This is a genomic window from Sphingobium sufflavum, assembly GCF_021403115.1.
Lineage (GTDB): Bacteria > Pseudomonadota > Alphaproteobacteria > Sphingomonadales > Sphingomonadaceae > Sphingobium > Sphingobium sufflavum.
Genome location: NZ_JAJSSH010000010.1, coordinates 78,271 through 94,496, shown reverse-complemented (window position 1 = coordinate 94,496; position 16,226 = coordinate 78,271). Strand labels below are relative to the sequence as shown.

The window sequence follows — 16,226 nt, the reverse complement described above, 5'->3', positions numbered from 1 at the left end:
CCATGGGCGGCTTTCTCCCCAACCGGACCTCCGGCGGCTCACCGCGCGCGAAGGTTCTCACCCGCAAGGTTGCCAGCGCATCCGGCGTTCTGGGCACGCTCGGCCTCTTTGGCCTCAAGGCTCCCGTCACCTATGCAAAGGCGGGCGGTAGCAACAATCTTACCCTGAATGTCGCGACCGGCGTCATCTCGGCAACGACAGCAATCGGGGCGGGGAACACCCAGAACATCAACGGCACGGCCACCGGGGCTGACGGCGTCGTCATACCATGGAGCCTCGCACTGACGGCTGAGGCCGTCGTTCTCCCTCCACCGAACGCCATCGTCGGCGTCGAGGTGATGGGCAACCTGCTTGATCTCGCGGCTGCCACCTCCCCCATCCTTGCCGCTGGCGACCCCATCCTGCTCCCCACGAACGGCTGGGTGGTGAAGGTGACGCTTGCCGACGGCCTGATCCCGCTGGACTGGAGCAAGCTCGTCGTGAGCATGGGCAAGCAGGGCTTTGCCAACGGCGCGCCGACGACACGGGCCTATACGGCACGCGGCACCGGACTGCTTCGCCGCGCATGGTCATCGGGCGGCAATCACCTCACGTTCCTGCCTGCCGGGGCGAACAGCTATTATGTGACGCTGGACGAACAGGTCCATCAGCCGGACGTCGATGTCGTCTTCACCTTTGCGGCAGGCTTTATCGAAGGCTCCGCCCAGATCGTCGTCAATGCGGGCGTCGTCCGCAACGACAGCCGCGCATACCCTAAGCCCAAGGTCCGCATCCTGACACCGCCTCACCAGCGGATGACCGCAGCCGGCACGCTTGATGTCGAAGTGACCGGGACGCACCGCTATCCGCGTGCGGGTCGCCAGTGGGACAAGGTTGAGATGTGGGCGCGCGTCGCCGGGGTCGATGGTGCGGCGGCCGGCACGCAGGTTATGGGCCGCAGCGCGTACACGCCAGAGGCGGGACGCCTCCCTTCTGGTCTCCCTGCCGCCAGCTACCGCGTCGCGGTCAGCGGTGCCGGTCTGGCCGATGGCGGTGGCGGCATCCGCGTCCGCGTCTATCCGTTCGTCGGCGAGGCGTGGGATAGCTGGGTAGAGGGCGTGGCGTTCCCGTCCGCCCTGGTCGAGCAGGAGTTGCCGTTCGTCCGCGACTATGCAGGCAAATATTCGGCGGTACATGCGTGGGTCAATCAGGATGGCACGGCGGGCGCGGCCCCTGCGGTCCAGGTCGGCACCACGGCAGACCCCGGCAGCGCCGCCAGCTATGCCAACATGGCGACCGCATCAGCGGCCATTGCGGCCTATAACAACGCGCGCGGCGGCGGGCTGGCGCACAACGACCCTGACGGCGGCTTCATCATGCTGCGCGACGTTGCCGGTTCGGTCCGTGGCGGCAACACCGGTGCCTATTCCGTCCGGGCGGCCACGACGGGCGGGACGCTGGTCCCGCTGCACATCGTGGCAGCTTCGGGCGCGACCTCGCAGCTATGCCGCATGCGCGGCGAACTGCCGGATGGCAGTGCGCCCGCCTCGCGCGCGATCAGCCGCCGGGTCGAGTTCCACAACATCATGGTCGACAGCGAGGGCGTCTCGTCCAACGTCAACAACATCGTGGTCGACGGCGTAACCGGCTCTGTCGTGACGGGCATTGCCAATGTCCTCAGTCATATGACGCTGTGGGACTGTGACATTTTCGAGCGGATCGGGTCCGGCAGTGCCAACAATGCAATCTGGCGGTTCGGCTTCCGGTCGGACGTTCGGGTCGAGCATGCCAATGTGACCGGCGCGGCAGGCATCACCGGCGCGGGCTATATGGGGACATGGCAAGTCACCCAACGAATGGTCGGGAGTTGGTATCACAACGACACTATCGGCCCAATGATGTACCCGGTTTTTGCCGCCGGGTGCCGTTTCGACAATCTTCCTATTGGCGGTCAGGGTCAGATCACGCTGGCCGGTGTCCACAAGGTCGACGGGCATGTTTTCACGAACGTCGAGACGACGGTCGACGGCAACACGTCTTCCGCGATCGCGCTGTGCGGAAGCGAGCAATCCACGGTCATGGGCATGGGCTTCGCCAATGTCTTCGTGCGGCAGGCTGGCGCAGCAAGCCAGCCGTCATTCCGCATCGGCGGCGACGGAACGCTCTCCGACATGACGAACATCGACATGCATTATTGCGGGTCGGATGGCGGGTTCGACGCGGTCACGCCAACACGCGCTCATCAGGCAAAAGCGCGCTTGAACGTCGACTATAACGATCAGGGCTATCTGCACAAAGTCGCGGAGATGACGCTCCTTTATTGCGCCGTCCCGTCGTTCAACACCAAAACGGAAGGGTTCTACGCACCGGAAACCCCGGTCGATGTTCCCTTTGCGGCGGGCCGCTTCTACCCCAAGGGCTATCTGGTCCATGACGGCAACGCGACCACCGCCAGCCGTGTCTGGTATCAGGCTGTTGCTGAGATGCCGCTTTCGGTCGCTGGCGATTTGCCGAACCCAGCCTTGTGGAAGACGATAGGCCAGGTGAATGGGATTCCCTATGGCCGCCAGCCGCTGCGCACCGGCAATTGGAGAATGCGGCACCAGGTCGGCCATATCGGCGTCGTTATGGCGGGCGACGCGCAGGGCAATTCGACGCTGGGCGACGCGACCGCGTTCTTGCCGGAGCGCAACAGCCGGCTTGGTGCCATCGCGATCAACTACAGCGATTGGTACAAGGCGGCGACGGGTGGCGGCGCGCTGTCGTCGCGCGGGGACTATCGGCCCAAGACGCTGGCCGTCGATGGCGTAGATAGCCCCCTACTCAATCGCGTCCCGGCCGGGCGTGCTGCAATGCCTTTCGACCTGTATGGCCTTCCGCGTCTCGATGACGGCACAGGCGCGGCTGGCGTTCGGGAGCGTGCAGCATGAGCGCCGTGGTTTGCGCCACCCTCGCCGCCGTGCTGGCGTCCGCCGCGCCCGGCAGCACCATATCGGTGGCAAAGGGCAGCGATTGCGCGGGTGTCCGCATTGCCCGCGATATGCCGAAACAGACCACGCTCAATCTGGGCGGGTCCACCCTGCGTGGTCTGGTCATCACCGGAGCGGGCTGGCGGCTGCGGTCGGGAACCTACCGCGCGACCGGTGGTGCCATGGCGCTGGGACCGAACGGCTATGCCATCAAGATCGCGGGCAGACGCATCCGCATCGATGGCGCGCTGGTGACGGACGCCAAGAAGGGCATCGTCATCGATCAGGCGGCCGGAGTGACTATCGCCGACAGCCGATTCCTCTTGCTGGGCGAGGACGGGATCATTGCCAGCCGGGTCGCGGGCCTGACCGTCGTCCGCAACCGCTTCGCCGACGTGATCGGCAAGCCAACCGAGTGCCGCGTCGGCGGCTCGGTCACGCTGAACGTGCCGCAGCGCGCCTGTGCCGGCACATGGACCGACGGGTTCCACGCCGATGGGGTGCAGATGCGCAACGGCGTCACGGACGCGCTGATCGAGAACAACGAGCTGTCGGGCGCGATGCAGGGCATTGGGCAGTTCGACACGGCCGGTGACGCGCCGCTCGAGCGGATCACCGCGCGGGCCAACCGCATCGCCGTCACCACGCCCCACACGATCACGCTGGGCGAATGTCGGGAGTGCCGCATCGAGTGGAACAAGGTCACGCGCGGCGCGGGGTCGATCTACAAGGCCGTAATCCGGCCCGGCCTTGCGCGGCGGTGCGGGAACGATGTGCAGGACGAGCGCCCTGACGGGAGCTGCTAGAACCGACGAACTATTCTATGATCGCGCCGTCGGTGGCGCTACTGGTCGCTGGAACCATGGGACTTCCGTCGCTTCAACGATCATACGATCGGCCGGATATGGCCGGTCGAACTGATAGAGATCCGGCAGCGGTGCCGTAAGCCAGGTCATCCAGTCGACAGGATCGATGATGACGGGCGAGCGATCATGGATGTGGGCCAGCTCTGGAGCGTTGGCCGTCATGACGCCCGTATAGACGGTGCCCCATTCGTCGGACTCCCGCCATAGGCCCGCCCATGCGAAGACAGGCTGGTCCGTCACCGATAGCCACGTCTCCGTCATGCGCCCTTTTTCGCCCACGGCCTCCGCATATCGAGCGGTGGGGATCACGCTTGCTCGCCAGCGACACCGGAAAGCCCCATGTCATCTGCTCCACGACGAGTTGCCCGTCCTGCTGACGAACCACGACGCCGGGTTCTTTCGGATGAACGACCAGCGGGCCATCGTTGAACTCCCGCAGCATCGCAGCGCCAAACAGCGTGCGGATATGATGGGTGTCGCCGCGCTCTGCTCTGTTGCACATGGCGGGATACAATCGCGGGGTGGTCGAGAAGTCAAACGAAACGCCAAACGCCCTCGCCTCCTCCCGCATGGCTCGCTCCTGGCGCAACACGTCATCGGCTCTTTCAACGGTCCACAGCGGCACCATCACACCCCGCAGGTAAAGGAACCGGTTCCAGCCATCGCATCCCTCGGTCAGACGGCAGCGGCAGTGGCGATTGACGAGGCTGTAATCCGGGCCTTTGGTAGCCAGCAACTTATGCAGATCAATGGGCGCGACACCGCCGCAGTCCGTGCATGTCGCCTGCACCACGCATCCCTCACGGATCATCGCGCCTACCGTGGCAGCGCCTGCCCAAATGAACCGCTGTGACTTTCTCGTTCCCATGAGAACAAGATGAGAACATTCGGCGTGATTCGGTCAAGCGGGTTGCGACGGTGTGACGTCGATCAAAGCAGTGGGGCCTTGCGAATGTCGAGCGCGCGCCGCCGATCGTCGATTTCATGATAGCCCCGGTCGGGCAGAGCCAGAGGCCACCAATGATTATCCAACCCTATCCGCGTGATCTCTGCGAGCTTCTCGTCCTCATGCGGCTCCCACGGTCGGCTGGGTTCATGTCGCGGACGCCGGGGTTTCATGCAGCGACCGGCTCGAACAGCATCAAGAGCGTGTCCACCGCCACCTGCGCGCGCTCCTCAATGCCCTCGTACGACATCGGAAAAGGCTGAGCGGCGTCCTTTGGCAGGTTCAGGGATAGGCTCAGCTCCAGTACGGATGCGACCTGGGCGCGCATCTGCGCGATGACGATACCGACAGCCGCCCGGTGCTGCTCCGCCGTGGGTCCGAGCGCCAGAGGCGCGGGCGCAGGCTCCATCGGCAACGCTTCTGCGATCGTTGGCGGCTGGTCAGCGGCGGAAAACCACAGTTTGAGGCTGTCCACACATGCCGTGCAAAGATCGTCCGACTGATCGCCCCGGAAGCCGCGCAGGACAGTGAGCTGCCCCCAAGGGGTTGGGGTGTCCTCATGGCTCCGAAGCGTGACCGCCTCGCCGCACCGGTCGCAGCGCAATTCGCGGATATTCTCGACGCTCATGCTTCTCCCTCAATCTCGCGCCGTGCGCGGTCCCATATCTCATCGGTGACGTCAGACCGTCGGTTCCGGGCGGTCAACGACAGGCGTGACCGAGTGCGGCCGGACAGCTTCGCATAGTGGGTACGGCAAATACGTTGGCCGTGGCCTACCTCGCCCTCGCAGGCGGTGACTATACAGGAGCGGCTCACGATGAAGGCCCTCCCTCATCGATCCATACCTCAATCGCCATCTGAAGTCCGTCCAAGGCAGCATTATAGCCTGCAAGATAGTCCGCAGAATGACCCTGCCGCCGCATCTCCAGTTCGTCCTTGCTGTCGAGCTGCCAGTTTTTCGACGCCCATGCAGTGAAGCGCGTCACCTGTGCTGTAACGATATTCTCAAATTCGCTGCTCAGATCGAGACTCATGGTTGCCGATCCCGCTTCCACTTTTCGAATGCTTCGGCATGCGCCGCACACAGATCCTTGCCCGGCGCTGGCGACGTGGCGCAATCCTTGCAAATCGGCACGTCGCATGTCCCGCTTTCGCGGTCAGGCATTTTCCAATCGCACAGCAACGACGCTGTCCGGCCGCAGTGGCATTTCTGGCGGCGACGAGACGAGCAGACGAATGCCGTCCCGCCGACGGGCAGGGTTACGCGCTCGCACGTCATACCCCCCGCTCCTCGCAGATGCGCGACCACTCATCATATGCCTCCGCCATTTCCGCAGCGGTACAGGACAGCCGGAAGGATGTGCATGGGGTCGGGGCGTGATGGTGCTGGCAATGGCCATCGGCACCATGTTCATCCCGGTCATGGCCACAAGCGCATATGTCGGCCGGGTGTGGCGAAACGCTCATTCCTTTTCACCCAGCAGCACGACCTGCGCTACCCGCCGCGCTGCGCGGAACATCCACCAGCGTTGGTGGCGCCAGACCACCCGGCCGCCATTGATCTTGAAATGGTCGCCGTCGAACGCAACGACATCATCCCACGACAGCCGAGTTTCGACCTGACCATAATCGGCGAACCCGCCATCCGAAACGTGGACTTTCCCATCCCGCCATCTGGATATGCTCTTGGGACCGCGAATGTAGGGCTGGTGGTAGAAGATGACCGTCCGGCTGTAGCAGCAATGTGGTGTGCAGTGCGCGGGCGATGGGGCCTTGGTCTGGATCGGCTCCCATAGCTGGAGGAGCCACGGGCGGCCGGGAAGGCGTTCTGCGATGCAGTCGGTCAGATCAGGGCGGTCGCGCGTCCAAGGCCATACCATGCACTCCACGCCCGAACGCAGATCATTGATCCTCCAATGGCTATCGGCCGAACCGAGCGGGGTCAGCTCCAACTGGCTGACGATCTTACCCTCGCTTGTCATAGCCCCACAAGCTCCCGGAACAGGATCGGCTGAACGGAGCCATCGCCATAGACGGCATCAAGCCAAACATCGGCGGCCGGTTCATCGCCAGTCCATCCGTTGGGCCAGGTCTTTGCCGCGATCATTTCTCGGATGCGTGCTTCCTCTTCACTGTTCAGAATATCAATGCCGGGCAGGTCGAGACGTTCACCGTCAGCATTGACCTTCGCCTGGATGGCGAGGATCTCTTGAAGTGCCCAAAGGCGAGCTTCAAACGTTAACGGTCCCATTCGCTGTGGGTTGGAAGCCAGCGAACCGTCCTTGAGGGTTTCCGCCCCTGCCTTCCGAAGCCGCATAGTTGGTTCACGCAGCTTGCGATAAACAGCCTTCAGGTCGAGCAGTGGTGCATGATGTGCCCAATGGGGCATCGCGACGATGTTGCGCATGGCGGTGTCGTCCTCAGCAAGCGGACACGCTATGCACCCCGTCCGGGCATTTTTCTCGACAGCATCGTCACCACCATAGGCGTCGGCAAGGATTGCTGTAGGCCAGCCCCCAAATTCCGGCTGCGGGGCGTACACCTTGAGCCAGTCCCAGACGATGCAGACCCCCCAATGCAGTAAAGGGGCAAGCGTCGCCAGCCGCCCTTTAATGCCCTTCGCATTGGGCAGCACCTCCTGGAACCAGCCCTGGCCGCATTCCGCGCCATCCTTCGAACAGGACATGCGGATCCGCCCGTCGCGGATCGCGCTCTCGCCTTGTCGCACGCCCGTAATCATCAGCGCGGTGCCGGGTGCACCCTCAAGTGCCTGCTCCAGCGCCATCGACATTGGGTCGACCTTTATCTGCCGTGTGCACCAGCGCAGGGTGTTGTTGTTTGGAGGAGGTACGCCCCGGCCCAGCATGTAGACCATGAACCGTTTATCCATGGCAGCGCGAACGACATGGACGACGATCCAGCAGCGTTGGCGCAACTGTGCAATGATTTGCTCGGCGGCCACCTGTATTGGTGCCATCTCCTGCCGTGTGTCAGCGTAAAAAACGTGAAGACATTCTGGCTGGGGGATTTCACCCGCCTCGATCAGATGGATGAGTAGCGTCAGCGTGGCGGTGCTGTCCTTCCCGCCCGACCATGCAATGGCATAGTGCTGGTGACGATCCCAATAGGCGAGCAGGCTTGCCAGGGTAAGATTTACGGCTTCCTGATGGACCATACGGGCGCCACGGGCGAACAGATTGTCGATGCTCATCCTCGCCTCCAAAACGCTATATCCCAGTCGCTGCCCATTACGCTCCACCGGGTAGGTTTTGGCCTGCCCAGCACCGGCCAGTGCCCAGCGCACTCCCGGCCGTTCGCAAGCCGCACAAACACACGCGCGCTTTCTGCCTCCGTCGCCAAGATGCGATCAGGCGGACACTCGTCGCCGTCGCTAGACGGCGTGAATGTGGGCGGATAGCCGGGATTGGGGTGCCAGCCGCTCATGCTGCCCTCCGCTCAAGAACGAGAAGCCCGCGCTTCTTCGTCAAGCCACACTCCCGCCAGCCCGCGTGCCGGAAACAATTTCCCGGTGGGTTGCCTCCGACCTTGCGCGGATCGACATAGGTGTAATGCCTCTCGCCCGGCCAGCGACGGTCGGCGATAACATCAGCTGCGCGGATCAAGTCTGAGGCTCGGCCTGCGCCTCGGTTCGAGAAGACGGCGCAGTTGACCCCCGATTGCCCAGCGTCGTCTATGAACACCCGCCAGCCGAATAATGCGCGGCGGCATGGCGTGGCGAGCAGGAGCTTCTGCCCCGGCCCCATGATAAGTTTCGTATCGCGCTCGATACGGCGCGCACGGCTGCGCTCACTGGCATAATGCTCAAGGTAGATGCGTGCGGCTATATCGTCGCCATCGAGGATCGGCACCCACGTCGCAAGCGGGAGGAGCATATTCATGCCGCCCTCCGCATTTCAGGAAGGCCCGGCTGGTTCGCCGCCACGAGCGCCCGCGCGACCGGCGGGCAGACGCTGTTACCGATGGCGCTGATCTGCTCCGCGATGGTCAGCGGACGCTCGACCCATTTCCCGCGAAGGTACTTCCGCACGATGGGATCCAGCACATAGTCGTCAGGGAAGCCCTGCGCCCGCGCCAGCTCGCGCGGCTTGAGCATGCGCAGGCCGATGTCCACGATGACATAGGTCACAGCATCAATGGTGACGGTGACGACGGCGAAGCGGGCCTTAGTGGTGACCGTGTCCAGCGGGCGGTCAACGGGCTGGATCTGGGCCGCCTCGTTCTCACTGTCGGTGCCATAGTATTTCACGAGGAAGGCGGCGGTCTGCACCGCCCGGTCCATCAGCTCCGGCGGCAGGTCATCGTTGGCGATCATCGTCGTTTGCACGATGCGCTGCTGCGATCCCGTCGTGGTGGCGGTGGACAGGGGGCGCTCGGCGGACCGGCCCGCCGAATTCTTGTTGCGCGGGCCGCCGTTCGCCTGCTCCAGGTGGGCAGTGACGACGGCGTGGTGCTGGCCGCCTGCCGTGATCGCCTTTACTGGGGCCTCCGGGTCGCCTTCGCCCCCATTGGTGTTGCTGGTGTAGAAGTGCGATAAGAAGGCCGTCGCAACCGCAGCATCCGCTTTCGTGGTCGTGGTCGGGTAGACGCCGTCGACGGCCATCGGCGGACTCTGTCCACGGCGGCCTCCAACCCCGACCAGTGTTGCGCCGATGACGCCGTTCGTGTCCTTCTTCGAAGCCGCGACGGTATGATGCGGCTCATCCACTGGACGGTTGCGCCCGCCGTGCTGGCCATAGGTCACAAGGGACGCCTGCACCGCGTTGAGGTGTGCCCCGCCGGCGGTGATGGTGTGTGTCGGCTCGTCCGCCCCGTTGAAGGGCTTCTGCGAATTGCGGTTGGTCATGATGTGGGGAGCGAGGACGGTGTCCACGATCCCCAGCGGCGTCGCTCCGGCTGGCCGCTTTGGCTCGCCGTTCGCCGTAACGGTGGGCATGGGCAGAGCCATATCCGAGCCGATGCTGCCATTGCGGAACTTGGTGATGTGCGGGGCACGGTCGCTGCCGACGATGAACGGCCGGGCCGCATTGACGACATAGCGCATCACGCCATGGGCGATCCGGCGTTTGGTGGCCTCCGCCAGCTCCCGTGCGCGGCCGAAGATGGACGGGCACGGGATGCTCCAGTCGATGCAGGACGCCGCCGTCAGGTAGGGCAGCAGCTTGCCGCTGCGCACGCCCGGCGAGTTCGGCGCGCCATGCGTGGGCTTCGGCCAGAAGATTGGCCCCTTGTCCCGGCTCATCACCATGTAGAGCCGCTTGCGGCTGGTCGGCGCGCCATAGTCGCAGGCGCGCAGGATCTTCCATGCGACCCGATAGCCGAGCGCGCGGATCGCCTTGACGAACCGTTTGAACTCGCGACCCTCCTGCCCCTTGATCGGGTTGCCACCCTCGTCCAGCGGCGCGGCGTATTCGAACTCTTCGACATTCTCCAGATAGCCGCGCTCAGGGCGGACATCCTTCAGCCAGGCCACGACCTCCCAGCAAAGGGCGCGGATGCTCCGGTCCTTCACCGGCCCGCCCTTCGCCTTGCTGAACTCCTTGCAGTCAGGGGAGAACCACGCACCCGCCACAGGCAGGCCGCGCGTCACCGTCTGGGGCAGCATCGGGATGCGAATGTCCGTGCAATGATGCTCAGCGCCGGGGTGATTGGCCCGGTGGATAGCGATCGCGGTTTCGCTGTGGTTGATGGCGTGATCGACGTCGCGGCCAATGGCCTGGGCGATGCCGGTGGACGCACCGCCGCCACCTGCGAAGCCGTCGATGAAGAGGCCCTCGAACAGCTTCATGCGACGGGCCTCCGTACGGATGCTTCGCATGGCAGACTTTCGAATATACAACCTGGCGCGTCTGCCAGCGGCTGGAACCCGAACTTCGTAAGGCCACGAACCATCCGAGTGACGGTTCCCGGCATAAGAAGCGCCCTATTGCCGGAAAAGACGCCCAGCCGCGCCGCCGTGAATAGGTCAACGAACGGCAAATTCCACCGCTCTCGACGAGCGATCCGAAGGTCACGCCGGTAGAGCTGCCATGCCCGGCCTATCCTCCGGCGGAGGTCTGGTACGGAGGTCATATCGGGGCCGCGCATCATGCCGGCACACCGTCAAAAACACCCATTTCGCGCGCGAAATCGGTTTTGCTCTCACCGTGCAAGATATTGATAAAATTACGGCGGTTTTGCTGCCGTAACGACCTGAACAGGCCAGAAAATCTCACTGCCCTCTTAACAGGCCGTAATGCACAATCGGCGCCTTTCTGAAGGCCCGACCGGAACTCTTTTGCCCCCTCATACTTTTCCGATTGCCGCTTCCGCCCGGAGAGGGGATAGACCGGCATGCCCGGCCCGTGGCCGCCATCATTGCAAAGGGAATATGCCAATGCCGCAGCATCGTCGCCCCGCCCCCCTCGCCCTCGCCCTCGCCCTGATGGCCGGAGTTGCTGCACTCGGCGCATCCTCCGCTTATGCCGCATCCAAGTCCAAGCCCGTCGTCGCCAAGAATGTGGCGCAGGCAACATTGCATGATGCGCAGGGACGCGAAGCGGGCACGGTCACGCTGACAGTCCATGATGGCATGTTGCATGGCACGGCCAGCGTGAACGGCATCTCGCCCGGCCTGCACGCCATCCATATCCACACCACCGGCAAGTGCGAGGTACCCGGCTTCACCACGGCGGGCGGGCATCTCAATCCCGATGCCAAGCAGCATGGCCTCCAGAATCCGCAAGGCCCGCATCAGGGCGACCTGCCCGACATCGTGGTCGGTGCGGACGGCACCGGCAGCGGCACGTTCATGGCCCATTCGGCTCTTGCCACGCTCCTGGACGCGGATGGCGCGGCTTTCGTCGTCCATGCCGGTCCCGATGACAACAAGACCGACCCCAGCGGCAACAGCGGCGGGCGTATCCTGTGCGGCGTGATCGAGAAAATCGGCAAATAAGCGGGACTTACCCCTTTCCAACCATCCAACAGCTCGCTATATCGCGATCCAACAGGGGCGGCTGCGGTCAACCGGAGCCACCCGTCCTCCTTCGTCCGGGAAGGATGTCACCTTGCGAATGACATCCATGAATTGGGGCGAAAGTCGGGGATTATCAATCGCTCAAGTGCGGATCGGACAGCCCCGGCCCGCACTTTTTTGCGTCTGAACAACAGGGCGGATCTCTCGTGAGACTCGCTCTGGGCTGAGCGTCCGTCGGGATACGGAAAGAATTTCGGGACCAATCGAGGCAGGAACTCCTTATGGCAACTAAGCCCCTCCTTCCCGTCGCCAATCGCGACGCGACCAAGAAGCGCATCCGCAAAGTCTTCGGGAATATCCATGAAGTCGTGCGCATGCCGAACCTCATCGAGGTTCAGCGCGAGAGCTATGAGCAGTTCCTGCGGTCCGATCCCTCGATCGGCTATGTGTCCGGTCTGGAAAAGACGCTGCGCAGCGTCTTCCCGATCCGCGATTTCGCGGGTACGGCGGAACTCGACTTCGTTCATTACGAACTCGAAGATCCCAAGTACGACACCGAGGAATGTCGCCAGCGGGGCATCACCTATGCCGCGCCGATGCGCGTTACCCTGCGCCTGATCGTGTTCGAAGTGGACCAAGACACCGAAACCCGCTCGGTCCTCGATATCAAGGAGCAGGACGTCTACATGGGCGACATGCCCCTGATGACGGGCAACGGCACCTTCATCGTCAACGGCACCGAGCGCGTCATCGTCTCCCAGATGCACCGTTCGCCAGGCGTCCTGTTCGACCATGACCGTGGCAAGACCCACTCGTCGGGCAAATATCTGTTCGCCGCGCGTGTCATCCCCTACCGTGGTTCGTGGCTCGACTTCGAGTTCGACGCCAAGGACATCGTCAACGTCCGCATCGACCGCAAGCGCAAGCTGCCGGTCACCGCGCTGCTCTATGCGCTGGGTCTGGACGCCGAGGAAATCCTCGCCGAATTCTACAACCGCATCACCTATCTGCGTGGTGAAGGCGGCTGGCAGATCCCGTTCGTCGTCGAGCAATGGCGCGGCCTGAAGCCCAGCTTCGACGTGATCGACGCCAAGACTGGCGAGATCATCTTCCCCGCCGCGACCAAGATCAGCCCCCGCGCCGCCAACAAGGCTGCAAAGGATGGCCTTGAGACGCTGCTGATCCCGACCGAGGAAATCTTCGGCCGCTACTCCGCGCTCGACCTCGTCAACGATGCCACCGGCCAGATTTATATCGAGGCTGGCGACGAAGTGACGCCGGAAAATCTCGAAAAGCTCGATCAGGCCGGTATCGACCGTCTCGAACTGCTCGACATCGACCATGTGAACACGGGTCCGTGGATCCGCAACACGCTGAAGGTCGACAAGGCCGAGGACCGCGACCACGCCCTCAGCGACATCTACCGCGTCATGCGCCCCGGCGAGCCGCCGACGCGCGAGACGGCCGATGCGCTGTTCGCTGGCCTGTTCTTCGACCCGGAACGCTATGACCTCTCGGCCGTGGGTCGCGTGAAGCTCAACATGCGTCTGGGCCTCGACGCCGAGGACACGATCACCACCCTGCGCCGCGAGGACATCCTCGCCGTCGTCAAGGAACTGGTAAACCTCAAGGACGGCAAGGGCGAAATCGACGACATCGACAATCTCGGCAACCGCCGCGTGCGTTCGGTGGGCGAGTTGCTGGAGAACCAGTATCGCGTCGGCCTGCTCCGCATGGAGCGCGCCGTGAAGGAGCGCATGTCCTCGGTCGACGTGTCGACCGTGATGCCGAACGATCTGATCAATGCCAAGCCCGCCGTGGCCGCCGTGCGCGAATTCTTCGGCTCCTCGCAGCTGTCGCAGTTCATGGATCAGACCAACCCGCTGTCGGAAGTCACCCACAAGCGCCGCGTTTCGGCCCTCGGCCCAGGCGGTCTAACCCGTGAGCGCGCCGGCTTCGAAGTCCGCGACGTTCACCCGACCCACTATGGCCGTATCTGCCCAATCGAGACGCCGGAAGGCCCGAACATCGGTCTGATCAACAGCCTCGCAACGTTCAGCCGTGTGAACAAGTACGGCTTCATCGAGACGCCGTATCGCAAGGTGATCGACCATAAGGTCACGAGCGACGTCGTGTATCTCTCCGCCATGGAAGAGGCCAAGCACACTATCGCGCAGGCCAACGCCGAAGTGACCGCCGACGGCACCTTCGCCGAAGACCTCATCTCCGCGCGTGAAGCCGGCGAATTCCTGATGGCGCCGCGCGATCACATCACTCTGATGGATGTCAGCCCCAAGCAGCTCGTCTCGGTCGCCGCATCGCTCATTCCGTTCCTGGAAAACGATGACGCCAACCGCGCGCTCATGGGATCGAACATGCAGCGTCAGGCGGTTCCGCTCGTCCGTGCAGAGGCTCCCTTCGTGGGCACCGGCATGGAAGAGACGGTGGCGCGTGACTCCGGCGCGGCCATTGCGGCTAAGCGTTCGGGCGTGGTCGACCAGGTCGACGCAACCCGTATCGTCATCCGCGCAACCGAAGACGTCGAACCCGGCAAGTCGGGCGTCGACATCTACACGCTGATGAAGTTCCAGCGGTCCAACCAGGACACCTGCATCAACCAGCGTCCGCTGGTGAAGGTGGGCGACCAGATCCACGCTGGCGAAGTCATTGCGGACGGCCCGTCCACCGAGTTCGGTGAACTGGCGCTGGGCCGTAACAGCCTCGTCGCGTTCATGCCCTGGAATGGCTACAACTATGAGGATTCCATCCTCATTTCCGAGCGTATCGTGAAGGATGACGTCTTCACCTCGATCCATATCGAGGAATTCGAGGTCATGGCGCGCGATACCAAGCTTGGCCCGGAGGACATCACCCGCGACATCCCCAACGTCGGCGAGGAAGCCCTGCGCAACCTCGACGAGGCGGGCATCGTGTACATCGGCGCCGAAGTGGAGCCGGGTGACATTCTGGCGGGCAAGATCACGCCCAAGGGTGAAAGCCCGATGACGCCGGAAGAGAAGCTGCTGCGCGCCATTTTCGGTGAAAAGGCATCCGACGTGCGCGACACGTCGCTTCGTCTGCCCCCCGGCGTGGCCGGCACGGTGGTCGAGGTTCGCGTGTTCAACCGTCATGGTATCGACAAGGACGAGCGTGCCATGGCGATCGAGCGCGAGGAGATCGACCGTCTCGCCAAGGATCGGGAGGACGAGCGCGGCATTCTGAACCGTGCGACTTTCAACCGCCTGCGCGAAATGCTGATCGGCCAGACAGCTGCCGCCGCACCCAAGGGTGTCAAGAAGGGCATCGACATCGACGCCGATCTTCTCGACAGCACCGAAAAGTACGACTGGTGGAAGTTTGCCGTCGCCGATGATGCGCGCCAGCAGAATCTGGAAGCGGTCAAGGCGCAGTATGACGAAGCGGTCAAGGTGATCGTCGACAAGTTCGAGGATCGCGTCGAGAAGCTTCAGCGTGGGGACGAACTGCCCCCGGGCGTGCTCAAGATGATCAAGGTCTTCGTCGCCGTGAAGCGCAAGCTTCAGCCGGGCGACAAGATGGCCGGCCGTCATGGTAACAAGGGCGTTATCTCCCGCATCCTGCCCGCCGAGGACATGCCGTTCCTCGCGGACGGTACGCCGGTCGATATCGTGCTGAACCCGCTGGGCGTGCCGTCGCGCATGAACGTCGGGCAGATCTTCGAGACGCATCTGGGCTGGGCCGCACGTGGCCTGGGCCAGCAGATCAAGCATGCCCTCGAAGACTGGCGCGAAGCCAATCCGAACCCGTCCGCCGGTGATATGCCGGAAGCGGTCAAGGATCGGCTCCTCAACGCCTATGGCGAGACCTATGTCGATGCGATCAAGGACCGTACCCCGGACCAGATCATCGAGCTGGCGCAGAACGTCCTCACCGGCGTCCCCATCGCAACCCCCGTCTTCGACGGTGCGCGCGAGCAGGACGTGTCGGACATGCTGGCACTCGCCGGTCTGGACCGTTCCGGCCAGTCGGATCTGTTCGACGGTCGTACCGGCGACAAGTTCGACCGCAAGGTCACGGTGGGCATCATCTACATGTTGAAGCTGCATCACCTTGTCGACGACAAGATCCACGCCCGTTCCATCGGCCCCTACAGCCTCGTCACGCAGCAGCCGCTGGGTGGTAAGGCGCAGTTCGGTGGCCAGAGGTTCGGTGAAATGGAGGTGTGGGCGCTCCAGGCCTATGGCGCCGCCTACACGCTTCAGGAAATGCTGACGGTGAAGTCGGACGACGTGGTCGGCCGTACCAAGGTCTATGAGGCGATCGTCAAGGGTGACGACACGTTCGAGGCGGGCATCCCGGAGAGCTTCAACGTTCTCGTCAAGGAAATGCGTTCGCTGGGCCTGAATGTCGAACTCGCCGCTCTGGAAGACCTCAGCGACGAAGACGACACGCCTTTGGCCGCGGAATAAGGAGGTCGGGCGCGGTGGACATGCCGCGCCCCTCCCTTCGCC

The 16,226-nt window shown here is 63.5% G+C and carries 12 protein-coding genes; 5 read left to right on the top strand and 7 right to left on the bottom strand.

Going from position 1 to position 16,226, the window contains the following annotated elements:
• Nucleotides 1-2: 2 nt before the first annotated feature.
• Both LWE61_RS14905 and LWE61_RS14900 read left to right on the top strand, forming a co-directional pair.
• Complete coding sequence (locus LWE61_RS14905; protein WP_234151444.1) at nucleotides 3-2,909, top strand: hypothetical protein; 2,907 nt, start codon at nucleotides 3-5, stop codon at nucleotides 2,907-2,909.
• Nucleotides 2,906-3,754, top strand: coding sequence for a right-handed parallel beta-helix repeat-containing protein (locus LWE61_RS14900; protein WP_234151443.1), 849 nt, complete (start codon nucleotides 2,906-2,908; stop codon nucleotides 3,752-3,754). The genes LWE61_RS14905 and LWE61_RS14900 overlap by 4 nt, the downstream gene beginning before the upstream one ends.
• A 15-nt stretch (nucleotides 3,755-3,769) precedes the next feature.
• On the opposite strand, the gene LWE61_RS14895 is transcribed toward LWE61_RS14900, so the two are convergent.
• Nucleotides 3,770-4,075 carry an SOS response-associated peptidase family protein gene (locus LWE61_RS14895; RefSeq protein ID WP_234151442.1) on the bottom strand — a complete coding sequence of 102 codons (306 nt, stop codon included), beginning with the start codon at nucleotides 4,073-4,075 and terminating at the stop codon, nucleotides 3,770-3,772.
• A 142-nt stretch (nucleotides 4,076-4,217) separates the two neighbouring features.
• Here LWE61_RS14895 and LWE61_RS14890 point away from each other — a divergent pair, with 142 nt between their 5' ends.
• Nucleotides 4,218-4,667, top strand: coding sequence for a hypothetical protein (locus tag LWE61_RS14890; RefSeq protein ID WP_234151441.1), 450 nt, complete (start codon nucleotides 4,218-4,220; stop codon nucleotides 4,665-4,667).
• Nucleotides 4,668-4,929: 262 nt separating this feature from the next.
• On the opposite strand, the gene LWE61_RS14885 is transcribed toward LWE61_RS14890, so the two are convergent.
• The 6 genes from LWE61_RS14885 to LWE61_RS14860 all read right to left on the bottom strand — a co-directional run bounded on the left by LWE61_RS14885 (nucleotide 4,930) and on the right by LWE61_RS14860 (nucleotide 10,566).
• A complete protein-coding gene (locus LWE61_RS14885; protein WP_234151440.1) occupies nucleotides 4,930-5,388 on the bottom strand; it encodes a hypothetical protein in 459 nt (152 codons plus the stop codon).
• A 184-nt stretch (nucleotides 5,389-5,572) separates the two neighbouring features.
• A complete protein-coding gene (locus tag LWE61_RS14880; RefSeq protein ID WP_234151439.1) occupies nucleotides 5,573-5,794 on the bottom strand; it encodes a hypothetical protein in 222 nt (73 codons plus the stop codon).
• A gap of 429 nt (nucleotides 5,795-6,223) precedes the next feature.
• A complete protein-coding gene (locus tag LWE61_RS14875; RefSeq protein WP_234151438.1) occupies nucleotides 6,224-6,742 on the bottom strand; it encodes a hypothetical protein in 519 nt (172 codons plus the stop codon).
• Nucleotides 6,739-7,971: a phosphoadenosine phosphosulfate reductase domain-containing protein gene (locus LWE61_RS14870; protein ID WP_234151437.1), complete on the bottom strand. Its 1,233-nt coding sequence runs from the start codon at nucleotides 7,969-7,971 to the stop codon at nucleotides 6,739-6,741. Before LWE61_RS14870 ends, LWE61_RS14875 begins: the two co-directional genes overlap by 4 nt.
• A 229-nt stretch (nucleotides 7,972-8,200) precedes the next feature.
• Nucleotides 8,201-8,659 (bottom strand): hypothetical protein, encoded by a 459-nt coding sequence (locus LWE61_RS14865; RefSeq protein ID WP_234151436.1) that lies wholly within the window; start codon nucleotides 8,657-8,659, stop codon nucleotides 8,201-8,203.
• Nucleotides 8,656-10,566 (bottom strand): DNA cytosine methyltransferase, encoded by a 1,911-nt coding sequence (locus LWE61_RS14860; RefSeq protein WP_234151435.1) that lies wholly within the window; start codon nucleotides 10,564-10,566, stop codon nucleotides 8,656-8,658. The genes LWE61_RS14865 and LWE61_RS14860 overlap by 4 nt, the downstream gene beginning before the upstream one ends.
• A gap of 588 nt (nucleotides 10,567-11,154) precedes the next feature.
• Between LWE61_RS14860 and LWE61_RS14855 the strand changes: the two genes are divergently transcribed.
• The gene (locus tag LWE61_RS14855; protein ID WP_234151434.1) at nucleotides 11,155-11,715 is read left to right on the top strand and encodes a superoxide dismutase family protein; all 561 of its coding nucleotides are present in this window, start codon (nucleotides 11,155-11,157) and stop codon (nucleotides 11,713-11,715) included.
• 302 nt (nucleotides 11,716-12,017) lie between these two features.
• The gene (gene rpoB / locus LWE61_RS14850; protein ID WP_234151433.1) at nucleotides 12,018-16,184 is read left to right on the top strand and encodes a DNA-directed RNA polymerase subunit beta; all 4,167 of its coding nucleotides are present in this window, start codon (nucleotides 12,018-12,020) and stop codon (nucleotides 16,182-16,184) included.
• The last annotated feature ends 42 nt before the right edge of the window (nucleotides 16,185-16,226 follow it).

What these genes read in the sequence shown, in the direction of transcription:
- LWE61_RS14905 (WP_234151444.1), top strand. Translation starts at nt 3, where the DNA reads ATGGGCGGCTTTCTCCCCAACCGGACCTCCGGCGGCTCACCGCGCGCG.
- LWE61_RS14900 (WP_234151443.1), top strand. Translation starts at nt 2,906, where the DNA reads ATGAGCGCCGTGGTTTGCGCCACCCTCGCCGCCGTGCTGGCGTCCGCC.
- LWE61_RS14895 (WP_234151442.1), bottom strand. Translation starts at nt 4,075, where the DNA reads ATGACGGAGACGTGGCTATCGGTGACGGACCAGCCTGTCTTCGCATGG.
- LWE61_RS14890 (WP_234151441.1), top strand. Translation starts at nt 4,218, where the DNA reads ATGAACGACCAGCGGGCCATCGTTGAACTCCCGCAGCATCGCAGCGCC.
- LWE61_RS14885 (WP_234151440.1), bottom strand. Translation starts at nt 5,388, where the DNA reads ATGAGCGTCGAGAATATCCGCGAATTGCGCTGCGACCGGTGCGGCGAG.
- LWE61_RS14880 (WP_234151439.1), bottom strand. Translation starts at nt 5,794, where the DNA reads ATGAGTCTCGATCTGAGCAGCGAATTTGAGAATATCGTTACAGCACAG.
- LWE61_RS14875 (WP_234151438.1), bottom strand. Translation starts at nt 6,742, where the DNA reads ATGACAAGCGAGGGTAAGATCGTCAGCCAGTTGGAGCTGACCCCGCTC.
- LWE61_RS14870 (WP_234151437.1), bottom strand. Translation starts at nt 7,971, where the DNA reads ATGAGCATCGACAATCTGTTCGCCCGTGGCGCCCGTATGGTCCATCAG.
- LWE61_RS14865 (WP_234151436.1), bottom strand. Translation starts at nt 8,659, where the DNA reads ATGAATATGCTCCTCCCGCTTGCGACGTGGGTGCCGATCCTCGATGGC.
- LWE61_RS14860 (WP_234151435.1), bottom strand. Translation starts at nt 10,566, where the DNA reads ATGAAGCTGTTCGAGGGCCTCTTCATCGACGGCTTCGCAGGTGGCGGC.
- LWE61_RS14855 (WP_234151434.1), top strand. Translation starts at nt 11,155, where the DNA reads ATGCCGCAGCATCGTCGCCCCGCCCCCCTCGCCCTCGCCCTCGCCCTG.
- rpoB (WP_234151433.1), top strand. Translation starts at nt 12,018, where the DNA reads ATGGCAACTAAGCCCCTCCTTCCCGTCGCCAATCGCGACGCGACCAAG.